The 21,692-nt window shown below is 25.9% G+C and carries 25 protein-coding genes and 1 riboswitch; of the genes, 12 read left to right on the forward strand and 13 right to left on the reverse strand.

All coding sequences use genetic code 11. The features are described 5' to 3' along the window. Window positions 1-81: 81 nt before the first annotated feature. Window positions 82-2,322 (reverse strand): type IA DNA topoisomerase, encoded by a 2,241-nt coding sequence (locus IC213_RS01930; protein WP_227432634.1) that lies wholly within the window; start codon window positions 2,320-2,322, stop codon window positions 82-84. Window positions 2,323-2,434: 112 nt separating this feature from the next. Here IC213_RS01930 and dut point away from each other — a divergent pair, with 112 nt between their 5' ends. Together dut and IC213_RS01940 are read left to right on the forward strand one after the other, a co-directional pair. Continuing rightward, a complete protein-coding gene (dut, locus tag IC213_RS01935) occupies window positions 2,435-2,866 on the forward strand; it encodes a dUTP diphosphatase (protein ID WP_227432635.1) in 432 nt (143 codons plus the stop codon). A 260-nt stretch (window positions 2,867-3,126) separates the two neighbouring features. Further along, the gene (locus IC213_RS01940) at window positions 3,127-4,317 is read left to right on the forward strand and encodes a C40 family peptidase (RefSeq protein ID WP_227482824.1); all 1,191 of its coding nucleotides are present in this window, start codon (window positions 3,127-3,129) and stop codon (window positions 4,315-4,317) included. A gap of 264 nt (window positions 4,318-4,581) precedes the next feature. On the opposite strand, the gene IC213_RS01945 is transcribed toward IC213_RS01940, so the two are convergent. The 3 genes from IC213_RS01945 to IC213_RS01955 are packed head-to-tail and all read right to left on the reverse strand — an operon-like array spanning window position 4,582 to window position 5,658. Beyond that, a complete protein-coding gene (locus IC213_RS01945) occupies window positions 4,582-5,154 on the reverse strand; it encodes a manganese catalase family protein (RefSeq protein ID WP_227432637.1) in 573 nt (190 codons plus the stop codon). 28 nt (window positions 5,155-5,182) lie between these two features. After that, window positions 5,183-5,449 carry a spore coat protein CotJB gene (locus IC213_RS01950; RefSeq protein ID WP_021385274.1) on the reverse strand — a complete coding sequence of 89 codons (267 nt, stop codon included), beginning with the start codon at window positions 5,447-5,449 and terminating at the stop codon, window positions 5,183-5,185. Beyond that, entirely contained in the window at window positions 5,449-5,658 is a 210-nt protein-coding gene (locus IC213_RS01955) for a spore coat associated protein CotJA (protein ID WP_227432638.1), read from the reverse strand. The genes IC213_RS01950 and IC213_RS01955 overlap by 1 nt, the downstream gene beginning before the upstream one ends. Before the next feature lie 267 nt (window positions 5,659-5,925). Here IC213_RS01955 and IC213_RS01960 point away from each other — a divergent pair, with 267 nt between their 5' ends. The 6 genes from IC213_RS01960 to IC213_RS01985 all read left to right on the forward strand — a co-directional run bounded on the left by IC213_RS01960 (window position 5,926) and on the right by IC213_RS01985 (window position 11,548). Then, window positions 5,926-6,786 (forward strand): tRNA 2-thiocytidine biosynthesis TtcA family protein, encoded by an 861-nt coding sequence (locus IC213_RS01960; RefSeq protein ID WP_227432639.1) that lies wholly within the window; start codon window positions 5,926-5,928, stop codon window positions 6,784-6,786. A 37-nt stretch (window positions 6,787-6,823) separates the two neighbouring features. Next, window positions 6,824-7,861, forward strand: a complete 1,038-nt coding sequence (locus tag IC213_RS01965) for a 3'-5' exonuclease (protein ID WP_227851521.1) — start codon at window positions 6,824-6,826, stop codon at window positions 7,859-7,861. A gap of 373 nt (window positions 7,862-8,234) precedes the next feature. Continuing rightward, entirely contained in the window at window positions 8,235-8,741 is a 507-nt protein-coding gene (locus IC213_RS01970) for a flavin reductase (protein WP_227824161.1), read from the forward strand. Between the two features lie 332 nt (window positions 8,742-9,073). Further along, window positions 9,074-9,745, forward strand: a complete 672-nt coding sequence (locus IC213_RS01975; protein WP_227835345.1) for an MORN repeat-containing protein — start codon at window positions 9,074-9,076, stop codon at window positions 9,743-9,745. 158 nt (window positions 9,746-9,903) lie between these two features. After that, a complete protein-coding gene (locus IC213_RS01980) occupies window positions 9,904-10,410 on the forward strand; it encodes a PolC-type DNA polymerase III (RefSeq protein ID WP_227432643.1) in 507 nt (168 codons plus the stop codon). A 127-nt stretch (window positions 10,411-10,537) separates the two neighbouring features. Then, window positions 10,538-11,548 carry a biosynthetic peptidoglycan transglycosylase gene (locus tag IC213_RS01985; protein ID WP_227862678.1) on the forward strand — a complete coding sequence of 337 codons (1,011 nt, stop codon included), beginning with the start codon at window positions 10,538-10,540 and terminating at the stop codon, window positions 11,546-11,548. A 104-nt stretch (window positions 11,549-11,652) separates the two neighbouring features. On the opposite strand, the gene IC213_RS01990 is transcribed toward IC213_RS01985, so the two are convergent. Then, window positions 11,653-12,429 carry a site-specific integrase gene (locus tag IC213_RS01990; RefSeq protein WP_227862679.1) on the reverse strand — a complete coding sequence of 259 codons (777 nt, stop codon included), beginning with the start codon at window positions 12,427-12,429 and terminating at the stop codon, window positions 11,653-11,655. Window positions 12,430-12,651: 222 nt separating this feature from the next. Here IC213_RS01990 and IC213_RS01995 point away from each other — a divergent pair, with 222 nt between their 5' ends. Continuing rightward, on the forward strand, window positions 12,652-14,025 hold the full coding sequence (locus IC213_RS01995; protein WP_227851523.1) for a cell wall-binding repeat-containing protein: 1,374 nt from the start codon (window positions 12,652-12,654) through the stop codon (window positions 14,023-14,025). 775 nt (window positions 14,026-14,800) lie between these two features. Next, a complete protein-coding gene (locus tag IC213_RS02000) occupies window positions 14,801-15,196 on the forward strand; it encodes a hypothetical protein (RefSeq protein WP_227851524.1) in 396 nt (131 codons plus the stop codon). A gap of 112 nt (window positions 15,197-15,308) precedes the next feature. On the opposite strand, the gene IC213_RS02005 is transcribed toward IC213_RS02000, so the two are convergent. From IC213_RS02005 to IC213_RS02040, 8 genes are all read right to left on the reverse strand, one after another. After that, a complete protein-coding gene (locus tag IC213_RS02005) occupies window positions 15,309-15,542 on the reverse strand; it encodes an IS3 family transposase (protein ID WP_255613168.1) in 234 nt (77 codons plus the stop codon). Between the two features lie 36 nt (window positions 15,543-15,578). Then, window positions 15,579-15,764, reverse strand: coding sequence for a hypothetical protein (locus tag IC213_RS02010; protein WP_227860521.1), 186 nt, complete (start codon window positions 15,762-15,764; stop codon window positions 15,579-15,581). Window positions 15,765-15,918: 154 nt separating this feature from the next. Beyond that, on the reverse strand, window positions 15,919-16,029 hold the full coding sequence (locus tag IC213_RS21225; protein WP_227835493.1) for an IS3 family transposase: 111 nt from the start codon (window positions 16,027-16,029) through the stop codon (window positions 15,919-15,921). A gap of 142 nt (window positions 16,030-16,171) precedes the next feature. Beyond that, entirely contained in the window at window positions 16,172-16,498 is a 327-nt protein-coding gene (locus IC213_RS02020) for a helix-turn-helix domain-containing protein (RefSeq protein WP_227862680.1), read from the reverse strand. 100 nt (window positions 16,499-16,598) lie between these two features. Next, entirely contained in the window at window positions 16,599-16,733 is a 135-nt protein-coding gene (locus tag IC213_RS02025) for a cyclic lactone autoinducer peptide (protein WP_227835347.1), read from the reverse strand. A 12-nt stretch (window positions 16,734-16,745) separates the two neighbouring features. Further along, a complete protein-coding gene (locus IC213_RS02030) occupies window positions 16,746-17,333 on the reverse strand; it encodes an accessory gene regulator ArgB-like protein (RefSeq protein ID WP_227835348.1) in 588 nt (195 codons plus the stop codon). Window positions 17,334-17,375: 42 nt separating this feature from the next. Beyond that, window positions 17,376-18,698, reverse strand: coding sequence for a sensor histidine kinase (locus IC213_RS02035; protein ID WP_227824153.1), 1,323 nt, complete (start codon window positions 18,696-18,698; stop codon window positions 17,376-17,378). A gap of 550 nt (window positions 18,699-19,248) precedes the next feature. Then, window positions 19,249-19,425 (reverse strand): hypothetical protein, encoded by a 177-nt coding sequence (locus IC213_RS02040; RefSeq protein WP_227824151.1) that lies wholly within the window; start codon window positions 19,423-19,425, stop codon window positions 19,249-19,251. A 48-nt stretch (window positions 19,426-19,473) separates the two neighbouring features. Further along, window positions 19,474-19,570, reverse strand: a riboswitch (cyclic di-GMP riboswitch). A 716-nt stretch (window positions 19,571-20,286) separates the two neighbouring features. Here IC213_RS02040 and IC213_RS02045 point away from each other — a divergent pair. Together IC213_RS02045 and IC213_RS02050 are read left to right on the forward strand one after the other, a co-directional pair. Next, on the forward strand, window positions 20,287-20,661 hold the full coding sequence (locus IC213_RS02045; protein ID WP_255612849.1) for a BlaI/MecI/CopY family transcriptional regulator: 375 nt from the start codon (window positions 20,287-20,289) through the stop codon (window positions 20,659-20,661). Next, entirely contained in the window at window positions 20,654-21,673 is a 1,020-nt protein-coding gene (locus IC213_RS02050) for a M56 family metallopeptidase (protein ID WP_227862681.1), read from the forward strand. The genes IC213_RS02045 and IC213_RS02050 overlap by 8 nt, the downstream gene beginning before the upstream one ends. The last annotated feature ends 19 nt before the right edge of the window (window positions 21,674-21,692 follow it).

Raw genomic sequence — 21,692 nt, forward strand, 5'->3', positions numbered from 1 at the left:
ATTTTTACACAAAGCAGAAATAGCAGTAGTATAATATATTTAATATTATACTACTGCTATTTCTGCTTTTATGAATATTATTTAATTCTCAAATTCTATTTTCCAGTTGAAGTAGCCAGTATCTGGATTTTTATTATATTTTAATGTAGCATCAAACTTGTTTCCATTTTTAGAAGTTAAAGATTTTACTTTTGTCTCACCTTTTTTTAAAATATTTTTTACCATAGTTTTATTAACTTTCTTTTTGTAGAGGCTTAAGTATTTGTCATTTTTCCAAATAACGAACTTACACTCTTTATGATTTTTACAAGCAAATCCTTTATCAAACTCAAGAACATCACCTTGACAAATAGGACATTTACCAAGAGACGTATTTTCATTATTGGTTTTATTTTCTTTTTTAATATCTGTATCTTTTGATACAGCAATTTCCTTTTCAGAATCAGTTAAACTTTTTTTGGAACTATTTTTTGAATCCTTTGCTTTTACCTTAGTAAATTTTTTAGTTTTTGAATCAAAAGTATAAGCCTCTGTATTTATATTTTTTGAAGCATCCTGTTTTATAATATTAACATTTTGATATATAAAACTAATAATATGAGTAAGATATTCTTTTCTAGTGTATTTACCTTTTTGAATATCACTTAAACTTTTTTCAAGTTTACCAGTGTAATCTACATCAAATAAGTCCTTAACAGGAAAAATTTCAACTAAATTTTTTCCAAGGTCTGTTATAAAGTAAGATTTGCCTTTTTTCTTTACATAGCCCACTTGACTTATTTTTTTTAGTACATCAGCACGTGTGGCTGATGTTCCTATTGAATACCCTGAAAGTACAGTTGTGTCTTCTTCAGGTACATTTTTACCACAATTTTTCATAGCTTTTAAAAGTGTATCTTCAGTATATGATTTAGGTGGTGTTGTTTGTTTGGTTAATGGCTTTATCTCTAAGACATCAACAATATCATCCTTGTTTACAAATGGAAGTAAATCGTTTTTTTCTTCCTTATTATACACCTCAAGGTATCCCTTTGATTTAAGTACTTTTCCTTTTGTTAAAAAAGTGCAATCATCTACTTTAGTCTTAATTTCTGTATTCTCATATTCAGCAGGAGGCATAAAATTTGCTACAAATCTATCTTTTATAGCATCATAAACCAATTGTTCATCTTTAGATAAATTTTTTGGTATTATGTAAGTAGGAATTATAGCACTATGTGAATCTACTTTGGATGAATCAAAGACCCTTTTTGTTTTGGAGAATTTAATTTTATTTTCATATTCAAGACCGACTTTTAATTTTTCTAAAGTTTGAGAAGCCTTTGAAGTTAAACTTTCTTCTAAAAAAATAGAATCGGTTCTTGGATAAGTTATATACCCACCTTTACCATTACCCTCATAAAGAGATTGACATACATTTAAAACTTTATCAGAGGTAAAATTAGAGTACTTAGAAGTTATATATCCTTGAAGTGATGTTAAACTAAAAAGTTTTGGTGCATACTCTTTTGACATAGTAACTTTTTTATCTAGTATTTTACCAGTTTGAGATGTAATTGAAGCTATGATTTTATTTGCATCTTCAAGTGTGTCAAATTTACTTTCTTTACCTTTAATATATTTACCTTTATATTCACCATTTTCAGCTTTAAAATGACCTTCTACTTCATAATAAGTTTTGGGAACAAAATTCAGTATTTCCATATCCCTATCATAGACTAATTTGACTGTTGGAAGAATTACTCTACCTATATTTAATAATTTTCCATTTCCATATTTTAATGTAGCAACGGAAGTGAAGTTTATTCCAATTAACCAATCAGTAATAAGTCTTGTATATCCAGCAGCTTGAAGATTTCTCATTTCATCTTCATCTTTTAAGTTTTTTATACCTCTCGTAATGTCTTCTGGAGTCCATTCATTTACCAAAATTCTTTTTACTGGTTTCTTATTTTTTGCAAGTAAAAATATTAAAAATGCTATAAGTTCTCCCTCTCTGTCATTATCAGTGGCATTTATTACATATTCCACATCTTTTCTGTTTAAAAGTTTTTTTACAGTATTGAATTGTTTGGTTTTAGAACTATCAATTTTGAATTTAAACTTATTTTCAGGCACAAATGGAAAGTTATTCATTTTCCAAGAGCCAGAATACTTATCTTTATCATAATCTTTCATATCATATAATGATACTAAGTGTCCAACTGCATAAGTAATTATATAGTCATTTCCTTCAAAGTAACCATCTTGTCTAGTCTTTGCACCTAAAAACGATGCTATAGTTTTTGCAACAGATGGTTTCTCAGCAAGTACAAGTTTCATAAAAAATCCTCCTTTAAAACACTAATAATTATATTACCACAAAAAAATAAAAAACTTCAAGAGGCTGAAATTTAAGTTATAATATTTATAGGAAATTGAAAGGAGATATAAAATGTACAATTTAAAAGTAAAAAAATTAAATGACGACGCTATAATACCTAATTTTGCTCACAAAGGTGATGCTGGTATGGATTTGTATTCTATAGAGGAGGTTGTAATACCTTCTGGAGAGACTAAACTTATTAAAACTGGAATATGTATAGAACTTCCTGTTATGACAGAAGCGCAAGTAAGACCTAGAAGTGGACTTGCTTTAAAACATTCAATTACTGTGTTAAATACACCAGGAACTATTGATGAGGGATATAGAGGAGAGCTTAAAATCATATTAATAAATCATGGAAAAAATGATTTTAAAGTTGAAAAACATATGAAGATTGCTCAAATGGTAGTAAAACCTATATATGAGATTAATATAGAAGAAGTTAAAGAATTAAGTGATTCCGAAAGAGGAAAAGGTGGATTTGGTTCAACAGGGTTATAAAAGTTACAAAAAAGTTAAAAAATATAAAATTGTTTAATAAGATATAGTTTGGCTATATAACTGAGTTTTAACCTCTCTATGATTAAAAAATATTTATGGTAATTTATGGTATAGAATTATTACTATAGACAAATAGTTACAAATTTGTAATAATATTAATATAAAAGAAATAATTGATATTTAAAAATAGTGTCAATTATTTCTTTTATGTTAGAAATAAAAAATAAATCTACTAGAAAAGAGGAGATGAGTGGAAAGTTATGAATTTTAATCAAAAGAGAGTAGCAGCCAGTATAATGGCCACAGCGATAATAATGCCTACAATGGGGAATTTAGCATATGCTAATGAGTCTGAAATAGAAAGTTCAACTGTAGAAAGTAGAACAATAACAGGGAATGCAGTAAATTTTAGAAAAGGACCAGGTACAAATAATGCATCTATAGGAAAGTTCTACAAAGGTGATAAAGTTGAGTACATAGGAAAAGATGGTTCTTGGGTAAAAGTTAAATATAATGGGAATACAGGTTATGTGCATGAAAAATATTTATCAATAAATAGCCTAGGAAATAGTAATGAAAGTAATGATGCTTCAGTAAAATCAACAAAAGTTGTTACAGCAAAGGGATTAAATTTTAGAACAGGTCCAAGTACAGGAAGTTCTAAAATATCTACTTTGGGATATGGTACTGAAGTTGGATACATATCTGAGTCAAATGGATGGTCAAAAATAAGTTCTAATGGTAGAGTCGGTTACGTTTCAAGTAAATACTTAGGAACTAACTTAAGTGATTCTGCAAATGGAAATGATGGAAGCAGTTCAAGTGATATTGTAAAGGATACAAAAGTTGTAACAGCAAAATCATTAAACCTTAGAACAGGACCAGGAACAGGACACTCTAAAGTGGCTACGTTAAGTTATGGTACTGAAGTTGGAAGTATCTCAGAAGATGGTGGATGGACAAAAGTAAATCATGATGACCAAACAGGATATGTATCAAGTCAATATCTTGCAGAGAAAGGTTCTGTTGATACTTCAACTCCATCCGATTCAACTAATTCTCCAAGTCAGGGAGCTGATAGTGTAATAGGCTTTGCAAAGACACTACTTGGAAAACCATATGTATGGGGAGCAGAAGGTCCAAATAGTTTTGACTGTTCTGGATTCACACAATACGTTATGAAAAAATCTGCTGGAGTTAGTATACCAAGAGTATCTAGAGACCAAAGTAAGTATGGAGCATATGTAAATAGAGGAGACCTTAGAAGCGGAGATTTAATATTCTTTGATACACAAGGTTCAAATAATGGCTCTGTAAGTCATGTTGGAATATATATGGGAAATGGAGAGATGATACACGCATCTTCAGGTTCATCAAAAAAGGTAACAATATCTAATATAAATAGTAGTTACTATTCAAGTAGATATGTAAATGCAAGAAGAGTTTTATAATCATTTAAATTTAATGATAAAACTTTATAAATAGATATTTCTTTATTGCTTATAAAATAAAAGCAGGTATGGTGTCAATAGTATTGTAGATTACTATCTATTATTACTGTTGATTCAGTACCTGCTTTTTGTTGTTTATTTATTCTATCTGTGTATAGAAAATGGACAATTCTTTATAGTTTTTTATATTTTTAAGCTAATTTAAGCGAAAAAGTAAGTTAGTAAATTAGTAAATAATTGTAGTTTTATATATAAAGAAGAATTTTAGAATATTTTTTGACATTCCTCTAATTCATAAGCATCCATTAAAGCTTCACCAAATCTTTGATAGTGAATTATTTCTCTTTGACCTAAGAATTTTAGTACGTTTATAACATCAACATCATCTGTTAAGTTTATAAGTTGATAATATGTTGCAAGTGCTTTTTGTTCAGCAGCCATATCTTCATGTAAATCAGTTACAGGATTTGACATAACTGCGATAGGTCTTACATCAAATGGAACCCCATTTGAATCTGTTGGATAAATTCCATATCCATTTTGTGCATAGTTTGAGCCAAGACCAGCAGCTTTTAATTCTTCTGGGCTTACATCAGAAGTTAACTGATAAACCATAGTACATATAAGCTCAACATGAGCTAGTTCTTCTGTACCAATATCTGTTAAAAGTGCACGCATATTACCAGTAGGCATTGTATATCTTTGACTTAAATATCTTAAAGATGCAGCAAGCTCTCCATTTGGTCCGCCAAATTGAGTTATAAGAAACTTAGCCATTCTTGGGTCACAAGTTTTTATATTAACTGGGTGTTGTAAAGTTTTTTGATATATCCACATGAATTTTCAATCCTCCAATACTTGATGTCTAATAATTAAATTCTCTGTCCCAAGGCCAAGGTTGCTCAGCCCATTGCCAAGGGCATCTACTTGGAGCATACCCAAAGTTAGTTAAAGGACCATATTTATTTTCGTAAGCATATCTAGCCTGTGCAAATTGGTTACATAATGAATTGTAAGTGTTGATAGCATTTTTATCATCAGGATGAGTGTCTAAATATAAGTTCATATCAACACATGCAAAAGATGTTTCCTGAATTTTTCTCATAAGTTCAGCTCTAGATGAATCTTTCATTATCTTCTACCTCCTCTTAATTTTTTTGGCTTAGCATATAATTCTTTGTTGTACATTTCAGATTCTAATAAATTTAGTTCTGGAAATATAGTTCCAAATTTTAATGCATCAGAAAGGCAGTACATTTCTGTGAAAATTTGATTATTAATATATGGTCTAGCCAAAGATGAACCACAATTTTTTTTAATATCTCTAGTTTTATTTTCCAAGATGAAAACCTCCTTGTTGTAAATAGATAGGTAAGTCTATCTAGTGTATAATATTCATACATTTAAAAATCGTTACTCATAATAAAATATTAAATGAGAAAAATAAAAAAGATAATAAAAGAAAGGCTTTATTTATGTTATTATAAGTTTATGTGTTATTGTAAACTATAAAGTATTTATTAAAATTAAAGTAAAACTATAGTATTTTATAGAAGTATGTAGACTTTTTTGTAAAATATTATTAACATAAATATACGAGGTGATTAAATGAGTGAGCTATCAGGAAAAGGCTGTGAAATTATAGTTCCTTTTGAGGAAAGACTTTCACTAAGGGATATAGAAAAAAGTATTATAAAAAAATATAGAAAACATTTATGGTCTAAGTTTATAAAGGCAATAAGAGATTATAAACTAGTTGAAGAAGGGGATAAAATAGCTGTAGCAATATCTGGAGGAAAAGATAGTATTCTTATGGCTAAAATGTTTCAAGAATTAAAGAGACATGGACAAGTTAATTTTGATGTTGAATTTATTGCTATGGACCCTGGATATCATGCAAATATAAGGCAATTACTTATAGATAATTGTGAGTATTTAAATATTCCAATACATTTATTTGATTCAAGAATATTTGAAATAGCTGATGAAATTGCAAAAGATTATCCATGTTATATGTGTGCAAGAATGAGAAGAGGAGCATTATATTCAAAAGCAGAAGAATTGGGGTGTAATAAACTTGCATTAGGTCATCATTATGATGATGTAATAGAAACAACTATGCTTAATTTGTTGTGTGCAGGAAATTTTAAAACTATGCTTCCTAAGCTTAATTCTACTAATTTTGAAGGAATAAAAATTATAAGACCACTTTACTATATAAGAGAAGAACACATTATAAGATTTATCCAAAATAGTGGTATATGGCCTTTAAATTGTGCGTGCATGGTTGCTGCTAAAAAAACTGGAAATAAAAGATATGAAATAAAAGATTTAATAAAAAGTTTAGAGCCAAATTTTAAAAATGTAGAAAAATCCATATTTAAAGCAGCAGAAAACGTAAATCTTGATTCGGTACTAGGGTGGCAAAAAGATGGGGAGAAACATTCTTTCTTAGAAAATTATGAATAAAAGTAATTAAAAGAATCACTATAAACAATTGGAAAGGGTGTTTATATTGAAGAGAGTATATATAGATTTTGAGATGAATATGCCAAATTCTAAATCAAAGAGAGATATATTAAATTCAGATATAATTGCAATTGGAGCAGTTATGTATGATGAAAAGACAAAAAATATTGATAAGTTTAAATCTTTAATAAAGCCAGTAAGTAATGCCCAGTTGTATCCTCATATACAAGAGTTGACTCATATATCTTCAGAAGAATTAAAGTATGCACCAAGCTATGAAGAGGTCATGAGAAAGTTTAAAAAGTGGTTAGGCATATTTTCTGAGGTTGAAGGAATATATACTTTTGGTAATTTAGATTTAACATGTTTCAATAACACTGATATGAGAAGTTCTAAAAAAAACAATCATCCAAGGTTCGTAAACAACATTAGAGAGTTATTTGTGGATATAAAAGAGAAATATATAGAGTGTGGTATAAAATGTATGAACTATATATCACTAAAAAATTTACTTGAATTTGCTAACTTAGAGTTTAGTGGAGATGCACATGACCCATTAAATGATGCATATAATTTATTTATTTTGGATGAGGCAATTACAAATAATGTAGATATACAAAATCTTTTAATAATGCTAGATATAATAAGACCTCCATTTAATAACATAAATCCAGATTTAAATGATTGTTTTGATAAATTTAAAGAATCACTTTATAAAAAAGAAGGAAATTATGATATTGTAGATTTTTCTATTGAGATAATAAAAACTGTGAGAATGTACTTATTGACAATTATAAATATAAACATACAAAACATAGAAGTTATAAAAGATATAGATAAAAAATTGGATACTATAGATAAATTAAAGAATATAGAAGATGGATATTTTTATTTATTAGAAGATGTGTATTTTGATATAAAAGATTTATTAGAAGATTTAATGCTTTATAGAGTACATGAAGATGAATACAAAAACGAAATAGAAAATATAATAAAGATGTTTGATGAAGATTTAGATAGTGAGAAAATATATATTGATAAGAATAATAACTTAAATGTTATTAATAAAGTATAAAAAGTTACAATTAATAGAACAAAATTTGGTGATTATGATAGTTTTTGAACAAAACTAGATTTAAATGGAACTAAACTACTATAAAAATATATAAAATAGTAATAAGTGTAGAAAGTATATATGCTTTCTACATTTTTAATATTATAGTATTCTAAATTTAATAAATGTATTATATATTTTATAATTAATATATTTTATTGACATTTTATGATTAAAAAATATAAAAACTACTTCTTGCGAAAGTAATTGATTTGTTGTATTATAATTTACATGAATATGGAAAATAATCTTGAAAGCTGTATTATAAAAGTGCATATATTTAAATTTTTAACAAATGACTTATTTATTAAAAGATGAAGGGTAGGATGATGTTATGGGATTTAAAGAAGTAAAAATTGAAGAACTACAGTTTAATCCATTCACTAAAATTGGTAAAGAGTGGTTACTTATAACAGCAGGAAACTCAGATAAATTTAACACAATGACTGCAAGCTGGGGTGGTGTTGGAGTGTATTGGAGTAAAAATGTTGTAACAACTTACATAAGACCACAGAGATATACAAAAGAGTTTGTAGATAATAATGACACATTTACAATTGCATTTTTTGATGAAAAATACAGAGAAGCTTTAAATATTTGTGGTACTATTTCTGGTAGAGATACAAATAAAGTAGAAAAAGCAGGACTTACACCATATTTTATAGATGATACAGTAGCCTTTGAAGAAGCTAATATGATTATGGTTTGTAAAAAATTATATCATGATACAATGCCACCAGAAAACTTTGATGCTAAAGAAAATGATGAAAAGTGGTATCCAAAGAAAGATTATCATACTATGTATATATCAGAAGTTGTAAAAGTTCTTATAAAAGAATAGATAAAATAAATTAAAAAATATTTTTAATAGTAAATAGGTATTTTCTTTTAATTACTATTAAATAGATATTTTTTTATTAAAAGATGAACTCTGTTTTCTAGGGTTCATCTTTTTTATTTCTTTGTATAGAAATATTTATATGAAGTATTCAAGGATATTTCATACGTATCTATTAATTATCTGTGTTTATTGTACTTAGTTTATTTTAAGAGAGATTCTTTTAAAATGAGATTTACTTAATATATAGTCTTAAAAGTATAAATGCCAACTAATAAAAATATATATTATATTAGGTATTTTAAATAAATTTTTATAGTAAAAGGGTGATTTTTATGGAAAATATAACTAGTTATTTTAGAACAATAGTATGTGTGTTTATATGTTTATCATCTGCATTTATATTTATTCAATTAGCTAGAGTTTTTATTAATAAGAAAAAAACTAGTATAAAAAATAAGTCAAAAAAAGGTTTTCGTTATGATAGAGATTTAATTGAGACAAGGAGAGAAAAAACATATACACAAGATAGAAATAGCGATAAAAATAAGAATATTGATAAGAAATTAAAGGGAGAAAAAGTATTCAAATATGATAATGGAGACTTATATAAAGGTGAGTTTATTGATGGGAAGAAAAATGGATTTGGAACATATATTTTTTCAAGTAAGGAAAGGTATGAAGGGTTATGGAAAGATGATAAGATGCATGGAATAGGTAAATATACTTATAAAGATGGTTCAATATATACAGGGGAATTTAAAGATGGTTTTAAAAATGGTCTAGGAAAATTAACTTATCCAAATAATGATATATATAAAGGTTATTTCTTAGATAATAAGAAAAATGGCAAAGGTGTATTATATAAAAGTGATGGAAATAAGCAGGCAGGAATATGGGAAAATGATGAACAATGTAAAAGTTTAGATTTTAAAGAATTAAGCAATAAAAAATTAAATAATAATGTTTATCAAAATAGATTAAATGATAATAAGATAAAAATTTAATTATTATAGTAAAATAATCTTTATTTATAATGGAATATCTGCTGTATATTTAGTAAAATTTGTAAAAATTTCATATATCATATAAAATTAAGTATTGATTAGTATATTGCATAAATATAGAATATAAATATATCCATTTGATAATAAGGAGAAGAGATATGAGAGAATATGTAGTTGTAGATTTAGAAACTACAGGATTAGATCCATATAAAGGTTGTGAAATAATAGAGATAGGTGTAACAGAAATAAAAAATGACGAAATTGTAAAAAACTATTCAAGGTTAATAAAACCTAAGGGTATAATTTCTTCATTTATAACGGAATTGACACACATAAGTAATGAAATGGTAGAAAAAGAGGAGTCTTTAGAGTTGGTTTTACCTAGATTTAGAAAATACATAGGTGATAGAACTATAATTGCACATAATGCAAAATTTGATTTAAAGTTTTTAAATTACTATCTTAGAAAGTTGGATTTAGAGCCAATAAATAATTATATATGTACACTAGAATTATTAAAAAAATGTAAAAGTTATAAAGGAAAAAATAAGAAGCTTGAAACAGCTTGTGCTTATTATAATATAGAGAATATAAATGCTCATAGAGCTGATAGTGACACTTTAGCAACTGCAAAGCTATTTTTAAAAATAAAAGATGAATATTAATCGCAAATATAGAGAAAATTAGTGAAAATATCCTTTATAAAATTGACCCTTAAACTTACAATTTTGTTCTTTGATTTATTTTGTGGAACAATGTATAATGTACCTTATATAAAGAAGGGAGACTAAAATGGGTTATTACAATGATGATGATAATAATAAAATAAGACGTAAAAAAGTTAGTAATAATAAAGATAGTAATAAAAAATCTAAACATTCTTATACTTCAACAAGTAAAAAAAATAAAAATTCTCAGACAGCCTCTAGTAAAAGAATGAGTGAAAAGGTAGATTCACAAAATATTATAAAAAGAGATAGTTTTACAAGAGATAATGTAAGACCTTTAAATACAGATTATAGTCAGAGAGATAGACGAAGAGTTGAGTACAAGCAAAGAGATAGAAAATTAAAAAGCAAAAAAAGAAGAAAGCAAAAGAGAATTAAAATAGCTAGAGCATTATTATCTGTTATGTTAGTGGCACTTATTATATTTTCAGTGGCAGGTGCAATTTTTACAGTTTCAGCTATAAAAGGTTCACCTGAAGTCACTAAAAAATTAATTAAGTCTAAATATATAAGTAGTGAGGTTGTCAGTATAAAACAAATGCCAAAGGACTTAAAACAGGCTATAGTTTCAATAGAAGATGAGAGATTTTATAGGCATAAAGGAGTAGATGTTATTTCCTTAGCTAGGTCAGTACTTAATAATGTGTTTACAGACACAACACAAGGTGGAAGTACTATAGACATGCAAGTTTCAAAAAATCTGCTTACAAGTGATGATAAAACTATGAAGAGAAAAATAAGGGATATGTATAATGCAAAGCAGATGAATAAGATTATGAGTAAAGATGAAATCCTTGAAGCGTATCTAAATAATATGTACCTAGGAAAAAATGCATATGGAGCTGCAAAAGGAGCTGAAGTGTATTTTGGTAAAAAAGTTGGAGAGTTAAACCTAGCTGAGTGTGCTATGCTTGCGGGTATGACCAATAATCCTGCGAGGTATATTGACCATGGAGAGGCTAAGAAGAGACAGTTGACTGTGTTGTATAAAATGCATGAACTTGGTTATATAACTGATAAAGAATACAGAATAGCAAAAGCTGATGACACTCCATTTAAGTCAGAAATTGATTAAAAATATAAAGAATGTAGCGTTTTCAAGGTCTTGAATAACTAAAAATGTAACAAAATAGGTGATTTGCCACCCATTTGCCACCATAATTACAATCTGGTGGCAAATTACTTTATAATTCCTTCAAAAATATTCACTGTTTCAGTCTTCATTTTATCAGTTACATGAGAATAAGTGTCCATAGTAGTGGCAATTTTATTATGACCTAGTCTTTTTTGTATATCTTTTATATTTGCTCCTGCTTCAAGAAGCATAGTGGCATGGGTATGTCTTAAGCTATGAAAATTAAAATCTATTCCTAATTCTCTATTTATAGTTCGTGACATGTTTTTTAAGTTATGTAATGTTATTTGAGAACCATTTTTTTTGGTACAAACCCAATCTGAATCAAAGTACCTAGGAATTTTGACATAAAGCATAGGATTTTCCTTTATAAATCTGTATGGATGGACAGCCATCTTAAAAGAATTATTTAAAACACCCTTGATTACTCTTATAGTGCCACTAGAATAATTTTCTTTAGATTTATCGTTCAAAAATTTTTGAATAATCATGGGTGTTATAAGTTTTAATCGGTACTTTCCTAAATTTGGTTTTATATGATTTTCTATTGCACGTTTATAATTATTTTGAGTCTGAAATTTACAATTAAGCATTACATATTCTTTGTACCAAAAATCTAAAAAATCGGATACGCTAATATTATTCTCGTCAAAAACATTTCCACAATCTTCATATTCATTTAAAGCTATTCTAAGAGCTGGCTGAGCCTCTTTTTTAGTATCTCCACCTACACGCTCTATTTTCTTTCTTTTTCCTTCTACAATGGCTAATTTAAAGTAACAGTACCATTTCTTACCACGTTTTCTTACGCCACCTTTCATAAAGTTTTTCCTCTCAAAATTAAATAATATGGTTAAAGTAAAATACTTCAATTATATTATAATAATTATATATATTATAAAGAATAAGATTATAAGAAAATAATTTATTCTAATGTTATTTAATGTCGTTAATTGAGTAGAAATAGTTTGTACTTTCGACAACATATAATATATGTTTGTTATACAATTTGATTGAGAGACATGAAAAAAGGGGGAGATATTTTGAAATCAAAGAAATTATTATCATTAGGGTTAGCTATGTCAATGTTTGTTGCTGGTTGTCCTGTATCTGCAAATGCACTTGATAAAATTGATAAAATTCAAGGAGCAGATAAATATGAAACTGCTGGGATTATTGCAGATAAACAAAGTTATACTACTGCAATACTTGTAAATGCAGATAGTACTATGGCTGATGGTCTAAGTGCAAGTGGACTTGCAGGAGCTACAAATGCGCCAATTCTTTTAACTAAAAAGAATAACATACCAAATGCAACTCTTAAGAGAGTAGAGAAAGCTAACAAGGTGTATATAATTGGTGGAGAAAGTTCTATTGATAAGGCAACAGAAACCTTTCTAAAAGATAAAGGAATAGAGACTAAAAGACTTCAAGGAAGCAATAGGATTAAGACAAGTTACAATGTAGCAAAAGAAATAAATTCTATTGATAAAGTAAGTGAGGTAATATTAACTAATGCTTTCAAAGGTGAACCAGATGCTATGAGTATTGCTTCTGTGGCTGTTAGAGATAAAGCACCCATAGTATTGACTGATGGGAAAAGTGTACCATTTAATACTACTGGAATAGAAAGTTATGCGATAGGTGGTACTTCATCAATGAGTGATAACTTAGTAAATGATACTAATTCAACTAGATTGGGTGGAGTAGATAGATATGATACTAATAAGAAGATAGTAAATAAGTTCTATAATGGGACAAAAGAATTTTACATAGCAAGTGGAACCGATTTAGTGTATGCGCTTGTTGGTTCTACAATAGCTCAAAATACTCCAATAGCGTTAGTTGATATTGGAAGTAATAAAGATATGCTTAAAAACGCTACAAAAGTAACAGGGATAGGAAATCTAAGTGATAAAATTATGTTAGAGTGTGAAAATACAATTAATAACATTAGCCTTCCAGCCTCAAATAAGAATATAATATGTGGATTAAAGATTGATTTTGATTCGAATCATATAATTTGGAAAGATAAAGGAAGCTATCTTGAATGTTACGATGAAAACCTTGAATATTATACTGAAGAATATAAAGACCCAACTGTTCCTATAAATGTAGAAAATACAAGTACACAAAATTTAGATATAACAAAATTAAAGGTTTATGGAGAAGCTAATTCAACATTATATATGGAGCAATATGCTAAAATAAAAATGGATTTTAATAGTTTTAGTGTATTAAAACCAGGAGAAAAATGTACTATTTATTTAGATATAATTTCATTAGACCCATCAAGAAGTATGTCATTGACATTTTCTTATGTAGGTGATAAAGAAAACTATAAATATGAACAAGGATTGGCAAGTAGAATATTATTTTATAACCAAGATGGAGAAGATTATTTTGAATATAAATAACTATTTGGTATACAAATTAATAGATGTTGAGGATGTCAATATTATTTGTGCCATCATAGAAGAGGACTTTTTATAATGGCGTAGATGGAATAAATTAACTTGTTACAATTTAATTCAAGAATTCAAACAAAAAGATTGTTCGCACAAGTTCTTTTTGTTTGAATATATTTAATCTAATTTATTATGTAATTCTTGTATTTAATAGAACTTCTTTTATGGTACAATAAATATATAGAGATTTTGCAGTGTTCGTTTTTTTTGATGGTTTGTCCGCAGTCGTTGAATTTACTGTACTGTATAGGTTTTTTGTGAAGTGTCAAAAAACACTATTACTCGCTCACTGCAATTTTAAAAGGATTATGTGACTTAAAGTTTTGAAAGTGCTCAATCTATTTTGGGGTTTTATATTAACTATGTGGTATGTAAATTTGTATTTATTGTTATAAAAATACGACAATCATCCTGCGTTTTATATTAACTAAGTAGATAGCATAGTAGTTTAAACTACTATGTTTCCTACAATTAAAATTTAAAAATAAATTATTAATAATGTTAAAAAATTTGTTTTCTATGAGTAATTTAATCAGCGAACTAAAATTCTGATTATAGAAACTATGATATAATAAATATATAAATGTGCAGTGACTGATATTTTGAAAATAAATACTGTAAGGATTGTAAATACTAAGTTATAAGTAATATTTTTTGAATTTATTTTGAGCTTTTACATTAACTAAGTGAAATGTAAATAAGATAATAATAGCAGTGGTTTTCAATGCTGATAAATTATCTTGATAGAGGTTATTTTAAACAAATATATATTATAAGTATTCTTGTAATAATATTTTCAATAATATGTGCATTCAAAGTAACTTTTCTATTCTTATTTCTTGCAGGTTTTTATATTGAACAAACATATAAGTTTTTAATAAAGTATAAAAATAAACTTTATATTTCAATTACAGATGATGATATTTTGATTGATGATAAATATATTTTTAGAGGTAAAAATACTAAAAATCATATCAAATTTAAAGATATAGTAAGTGTAAATAAACAAGATAATATTATCGAAATTTTTACGAATGAAAACTCTTATTGTGTATATTTGAAAGCTTTAAGCATTGAGAGCGAAAAATATCTAATAAATATATTAAAGTCATTTTGTTGATTTAATGTATTCTAAAAAAATAATATTAATATGCTTCATATTAACTAAGTGGATAGAAGAGTAGTTGAACTGAACCCTACTTAGTAGACAGTTTTTAATAAGATAGTTATTTTTAAGCAGCACGCTTATATTCTATAGGTGTGTTGCTATTTAATTTAGATTGTAATCTATCATAGTTATACCAACGTATATAGCTATGAACAGCAGTTTCTAGATCATCTCTTGAAGTATACGAATTTAAGTAGATCTCTTCACTTTTAAGATGACCAAAGAAATTTTCCATATAGGCATTATCATAACAATTTCCTCTTCTAGACATACTTTGAGTAATATTATTTATTTTCAAGATATTTTTATAATCCCAGCAAGTGTAGTGAAACCCTTAATCACTATGAATTAATAGTGACTTCTTATCTGAATCAGAAAGGTTATTTATAGCCTTAGTAACTGTATCTAGTATAAATTTAACATCTAAAGTAGAACTCATTTCATATGAAATGAGTTCATTATTGTATAAATCTTTTATAGCAGATAAATAAATTCTCTGAAGAGATTTTCCATAGTACAAATATGTTATATTTGTGACCCATTTTGTATTAGGTTTATCACACTTAAATTCTCTATTTAATATATTAGGCTCTACTTTATCAAATATTATATTTTTTGGCTAAAGTATTTAAATCTTTTTCTACGAATTAAAGATTTTATATCTAAAGACTTCATCAATCTAATAATTTTTTATGATTTACTTTTATTTTATAATTCTTAAAAAGCGTAGCTTTAATACGCCTATATCCATATACTTTTTTAGATTTATTATATATGTCAATAATCTTTTTTTTAAATCATAATCCCTATTGGGAGATTTTTGCTTCAACATCCATTTATAATATCCACTTCTAGAGACGTCTATAATTGAACATAAAAAACTTACCGTATAATTACTTCTCATGCTATGTATAATACGATATTTATCTACTGTGTGTATAACAATCTTTCTAAATTTAACAACTTTTTTAAATATTCATTTTCTGCTTTAAGTTTAAGTATTTCATCATCTTTTGAAAGCTCTTTAGTTCTACGTCTTCCTTTTGAAGATCCTTTACAAGATCCTCGCTGTTCTTCAAGAGTGTCTATTCCAAGTTCTCTATATTTCTTACACCATTTAATTATCATTTGCTCATGAATTTTAAATTCTTCAGCTAATCTTCTATATGACACGCCATCTTCTATGTGTCTTTTAATTGCTAATAATTTATATTCAACACTATATGTTTTTCTTACATTACATTTTTTAATCAAAAAAATCACCCCATTTAGTAGAATTTTACAGTATCTTGTTTACTGTGTCTACTAAATAGGGTGCTGTTCAAGATAGCTGCTACCTTCTTTTTAGTGATTTTTAGAATTTTTTTAGTTTTTCTGGTGTTTTTGGTTGATATACATGCCACAGAGAAGTTGTGTTTGCAGATAAAAATGCTACAAACATAGCTAATACACCACATACTTTCATAAAATGATATAGAATTTTTTTCATGTTAACATCTCCTTATATTATTTTTTTATTTATAATGATTTGAATAATTAGCAATAAATTTATCCAAAATAAAGCTAAAAAAGTGTATACAACATAATTGTAAATAGATAAGTATCTGCATCCTAGAAGAATAGTCAAGAATAAAGTTATAGATATAATTCTTGACATTAACTTATTTTTTTTATATTTTATTTCATTCAGTGGATTGTTAGCATGGCATACTGGAGCAAAAATAAAAATGCCTATAAAGTTAAAACTAGACAATATCACTAAAAATAATGGAATAGGATTAGAATTGTTTAAAATTATTCCCAAAACCATAGAGATAAAAAAAATACTATTGAAAATTAGGATACAGTTTTTATTGCTATTTGCATGATAGCCACCTGAAAATTGTCTTATTATGCAAAAAGATATTAAGAATACTATAGAATAAATCAATTTACCTAATACCAAACCTATCATTAATGAAGCTAAAGTATTTATTATAGAAGATAGTAAAATCTCTAACCCATATGAACAGATTTCTAAATCGTCTTTTTCTATTACTTGATTTAAAACAAACAAAAAAGCTATTTTATCAGCACAAGATTTTATCATTTAACTTTCTCCTTAAATAATTTTATTAATGAATTATGGATATCAACTATTCTCATATGCAATATTTGAATCTTTTTGTGATTTTCCAATTGGTATCATCATATTTAAATAAAATAAATTTTCAGAGAAATTTATAGAAATTGCACCACCATATTTTTCTAAAGAATTTTTTATACTTTTTATTCCTAATCCATGAAATTCTTTATCTTCTTTTGTAGTTAAAAAAGTATTCTTTTTCAATAAAATATCATTTGATTTTGTATTAGTAATTTTTATTACAAAGAATCTATTTACTATCATTCCCTGCAATTTGATTTTTTTATCACCATTTTTAATCTTTTCACAAGCTTCGATTGCGTTATCTAATGCATTTGCAAATATAGAACATATATCTTCTTCTTTAATAAAATTACAATCACTAAAGTTTATATTAATTCTAAAATCAATTCCTTTTTCTATACAAAGTTCTTTTTTTTCTGATAATATAATGTTTAAAGTAATATTTCCTGTATCAAATACGGTACTATATTCATCAAGCTTTTTTTCTATGTTATTTATGTAATTACTAGTATCAATATTCTTTTTATTCATTTCCTTAATACAAATAAGATGATTTTTCATATCATGGTTTAGTTCTTTTGTTTTAATGTAATATTTTTTTATATTACTATAATATTTATTTTCAGCATTTATTTTTTCCTGTAGTTTAGTTAATTCAATATATTTTTTATTACTTTTTAATATTTTAACTAGGCTAGAAATCAATGCTATATTAGAAAATGTTAATAATAGTACCATAATTAAGATATCTAATCTGGTAGTAGAAGAAATATCTAGAAGTTTTAAGATATATTTATAAAATATAAAAAATGATATCATATTTGCTACTATTGGTATGCACATATAAATTTCTCTTTTAGTCACTTGCAAATCGTTAGATATGAATTTATAAATGTACAATAGAGCAATAAGAACTATATTTCCTAAAACTATAGTTTCATATCTATAAAAATTATCATTTAATAAAATATTCATAGAACTCAAATTATTTATTGAAACTATCACTATCATACTTAATGCATTTATGCACACCAATATTGCCCAGTAAGAAAACAAAACTATTAAACATTTGGATATATTAACCTCATAATTTAATTTATAAAAAATAAACATTACAAAAATGCATATTAATATTCTATTATCAGCACCAACATTAGTATAGAAAGTAGAAATAATAATAAAGGTTGAAATTAAAAAATATAAATTTATTAAACTAGTTTTTACTTTACTTGTGTAATCAAACACTTTTTTGCACACCCAAATTTCTATAACAGAAGAAATAATTGTTATAAACATATCTAACATAATAAAACTCTCCATAACTTAAGTAATTTTGAATAAATTTAATTTAACAATACGAAAATGATTTGAAATTTTATAATAATTATATCATAAAATAAATTATCATTGGATAAAGTCGCTAAATATTATATATATTTGTGATTATTAATCTAAATGAGTAAAACTATAATACATATTGTAATAATAAAACGAACAAAAATTATCATACTAAAACATAAGACAAGTTATAATTGTATTAGATATATACATTAACATACACTAAAAGTGCTATTTTTATAGGAGTGCTTTTAGTGTATATTTTTTTACTTTGTCGAATGATTTTTGTCGTATGAATATATTCTGAATAAGACTTTATGATAAAATAAGTTTAGAGAAGTGTTTTTATATTAAAAATTATTGTAGTTTCTTTTTTTGTTTTTGATGTTATTTTACATCTTCATTATATCGAATTTTATAAAAAATAAATATATTTGAATTAAATTTGTATCATTTATTGTAAGACTATTTAAAAGTAGATAAAACTAAAAAGGATTTTCTAGAAAATAAAATCTATCTAATTGTACTTATTTATTAAGAACATCACTTGGTATAAATATGATTCTACTACATTTTCTCCGTATTCTAGCATAAAATCATCTAACTGTGTATCTATAAAATTACAATAATCATGTGAACTACTAATATAAGCAGCTAATACATGTGTACACGTATCTATTTTCTCCATAAACATTTTACATCCCCCTAAAAAACTTTCATAAAAACAAAAAGAAAATATCTTTTTGGCAACTGGCTGACATAACTCATAAGATACTTTATAAGTCTTAGTCCCTATAGCTTTGCGTCACTAAATTTCTCTAGTTTTGCCGATTTAGTTTTATTCTACACCTATATAATACTAGAATATAATCCATTATTCAATGTTATTATGAGAAAATAAAAAATATTTTAAATTGTGAAATAAATTTTGCTCAAAAAAATAAAATGAATGGATAAATTATATGGAAATACTTCTATATGGTTGTGTGTTAAAAAGTGCCTATTATTAATTTAGGCTAGAAAAAGCTTTAGGAAATGATAGGATATGAAAAAAGAAGAATTTTAAAAAGCTTATATGGTAAAAAATGGATGAAAAGGTTTGCTTTAATTCTCTTGCATATAAGACTCTATTGAGATAGAATTTATTTATGCATAAATTGACTTACACTATAGTGTGGTAATAAAACAAAGAAAGTATTTTAGCTTTGAAACAAAAGCTTTTTAAAAAATATACATAAAAATTTAATATCAAAAGTGATTTAAAGATTAGTCTAGTTTATTTCCCCAAAAAGTATTATAATGTTCTTTATGTGTAAAAAAGAATATTCATAATTAGATACTACTCAAGATAAAAAATATTAATATATTGTCGTTATTAATAATATAATAAAAAATTTACTGAATTATATTATTAAATCTAACTTATAATATTTTAAAAAAGATTAGAAAATTAACATAAAATGTAAAAATTCACAATTTTTTCATAAAGTATTTGACTAAAAAATTCTCTTGTTGTAGAATTATGTTAGAAAGAGTTTTGGGGGAGGTGTAAATCATGATAAAAAAAATACCACAAGCAGAACTGAAAGTAATGAAATTTATTTGGAGAGTAGATGCTACAGTGACATCAAAAGATGTTATTGAAGCAATGGAGCAAGAATATGGATGGAAACAAACTACAACACTGACACTTTTATCAAGACTAGTAAAAAAAGAATTCTTATATGCTCAAAAAATAGATAGATATACACATTACACAATAGTGGTTAAGCAACAGGAATACTTAAACTTTGAGACAAAGGATTTCCTAAGTAATATACATAATGATTCTTTGGTAAGTTTAATTTCAGCTTTACATGAGGATGAAGCTATAGATAAAAATAAGCTGGATTTTCTAGAAAATTACTTTGATAATTTAAAGGATGAATAGTTATATGATACAAGTTTTTGAAAATCTTATACAGACAACTATTGTATGTAGTCTTGGTATTTGTCTATTATTATTTTTGAAAAGATATTTATTTAAGAATTTTAGTAAAAAGTTCAATTATTATATTTGGTTAGTAATAGTCTTTAGAATGTTGCTTTTTTTGTTTAACTATACAATAATACATGATTCAAAGACATATAGAGGAAATTCATTTCATAATAATATTTCTAATATTTATAATCCAATAAATGACAATATTATGCTGTATTTAGCTTGTTTATGGATATTTGTAACTATAGTTATTGTAGTTTACACTTTTATAAAGTATACAAAATTTAAAAATTTTGTTGTTGATGTGTCTTATGATATAGAAGATGATGATGTTAACTGCATGTATAAAGATTTATTGAAAGAGTTAAATATAAAAAAGAAAGTTGAATTAAGAGGCTCTGATGAACTGATAAGTCCAGCAGGTATGGGATTGTTTAAATCGTACATATTCTTACCAGATTATCCTTATAGTAAGGATGAGTTAAATTGGATTTTAAGACATGAATTGATGCACTTTAAAAACAAAGATATTTTAATAAAGTTTTTAGTACTGTCTGTGAAAATAATATATTGGTTTAATCCACTTGTTTATATAATGAGTAATAGAGTAAATATCGATTGTGAATTATGTTGTGATGAAAGTGTTTTGTCTGATTCTTCTTTAAAAGAGAAGAAAGAATATGCATTAGCACTTATAAAGTCAATCAAGCTAAGTAAAAATTATCAGAATGGGATTTTAACTACAGAATTTAATAAGACGAATCTTGAGAGAAGGTTAGATAGTATAATTGATAGAAAAACTAAAAAAGGTATTTTTTTAATAGTGATCTTATGTTTGCTTTCTGCTTCTACCTTTTTAAAATTTGAGTCAATTGATTTTATTAATTCAAATGTGTTTTCAAATTTGCCAGATAAAGCAAGTAGAGGATTTACAAGAGGAATAGGATATGATTATGAGTAATAAAAATCTTTAAAATAAG

Source organism: Clostridioides sp. ES-S-0049-02 (genome assembly GCF_020658465.1).
In the GTDB taxonomy this organism is placed as follows: domain Bacteria; phylum Bacillota; class Clostridia; order Peptostreptococcales; family Peptostreptococcaceae; genus Clostridioides.

Bases quoted from the DNA above. Each gene is read 5' to 3' on its own strand.
- IC213_RS01930 (WP_227432634.1), bottom strand. From the start codon at position 2,322: ATGAAACTTGTACTTGCTGAGAAACCATCTGTTGCAAAAACTATAGCA.
- dut (WP_227432635.1), top strand. From the start codon at position 2,435: ATGTACAATTTAAAAGTAAAAAAATTAAATGACGACGCTATAATACCT.
- IC213_RS01940 (WP_227482824.1), top strand. From the start codon at position 3,127: ATGAATTTTAATCAAAAGAGAGTAGCAGCCAGTATAATGGCCACAGCG.
- IC213_RS01945 (WP_227432637.1), bottom strand. From the start codon at position 5,154: ATGTGGATATATCAAAAAACTTTACAACACCCAGTTAATATAAAAACT.
- IC213_RS01950 (WP_021385274.1), bottom strand. From the start codon at position 5,449: ATGAAAGATTCATCTAGAGCTGAACTTATGAGAAAAATTCAGGAAACA.
- IC213_RS01960 (WP_227432639.1), top strand. From the start codon at position 5,926: ATGAGTGAGCTATCAGGAAAAGGCTGTGAAATTATAGTTCCTTTTGAG.
- IC213_RS01970 (WP_227824161.1), top strand. From the start codon at position 8,235: ATGGGATTTAAAGAAGTAAAAATTGAAGAACTACAGTTTAATCCATTC.
- IC213_RS01975 (WP_227835345.1), top strand. From the start codon at position 9,074: ATGGAAAATATAACTAGTTATTTTAGAACAATAGTATGTGTGTTTATA.
- IC213_RS01980 (WP_227432643.1), top strand. From the start codon at position 9,904: ATGAGAGAATATGTAGTTGTAGATTTAGAAACTACAGGATTAGATCCA.
- IC213_RS01985 (WP_227862678.1), top strand. From the start codon at position 10,538: ATGGGTTATTACAATGATGATGATAATAATAAAATAAGACGTAAAAAA.
- IC213_RS01990 (WP_227862679.1), bottom strand. From the start codon at position 12,429: ATGAAAGGTGGCGTAAGAAAACGTGGTAAGAAATGGTACTGTTACTTT.
- IC213_RS02000 (WP_227851524.1), top strand. From the start codon at position 14,801: ATGCTGATAAATTATCTTGATAGAGGTTATTTTAAACAAATATATATT.
- IC213_RS02025 (WP_227835347.1), bottom strand. From the start codon at position 16,733: ATGAAAAAAATTCTATATCATTTTATGAAAGTATGTGGTGTATTAGCT.
- IC213_RS02030 (WP_227835348.1), bottom strand. From the start codon at position 17,333: ATGATAAAATCTTGTGCTGATAAAATAGCTTTTTTGTTTGTTTTAAAT.
- IC213_RS02035 (WP_227824153.1), bottom strand. From the start codon at position 18,698: ATGTTAGATATGTTTATAACAATTATTTCTTCTGTTATAGAAATTTGG.
- IC213_RS02040 (WP_227824151.1), bottom strand. From the start codon at position 19,425: ATGTTTATGGAGAAAATAGATACGTGTACACATGTATTAGCTGCTTAT.
- IC213_RS02045 (WP_255612849.1), top strand. From the start codon at position 20,287: ATGATAAAAAAAATACCACAAGCAGAACTGAAAGTAATGAAATTTATT.
- IC213_RS02050 (WP_227862681.1), top strand. From the start codon at position 20,654: ATGAATAGTTATATGATACAAGTTTTTGAAAATCTTATACAGACAACT.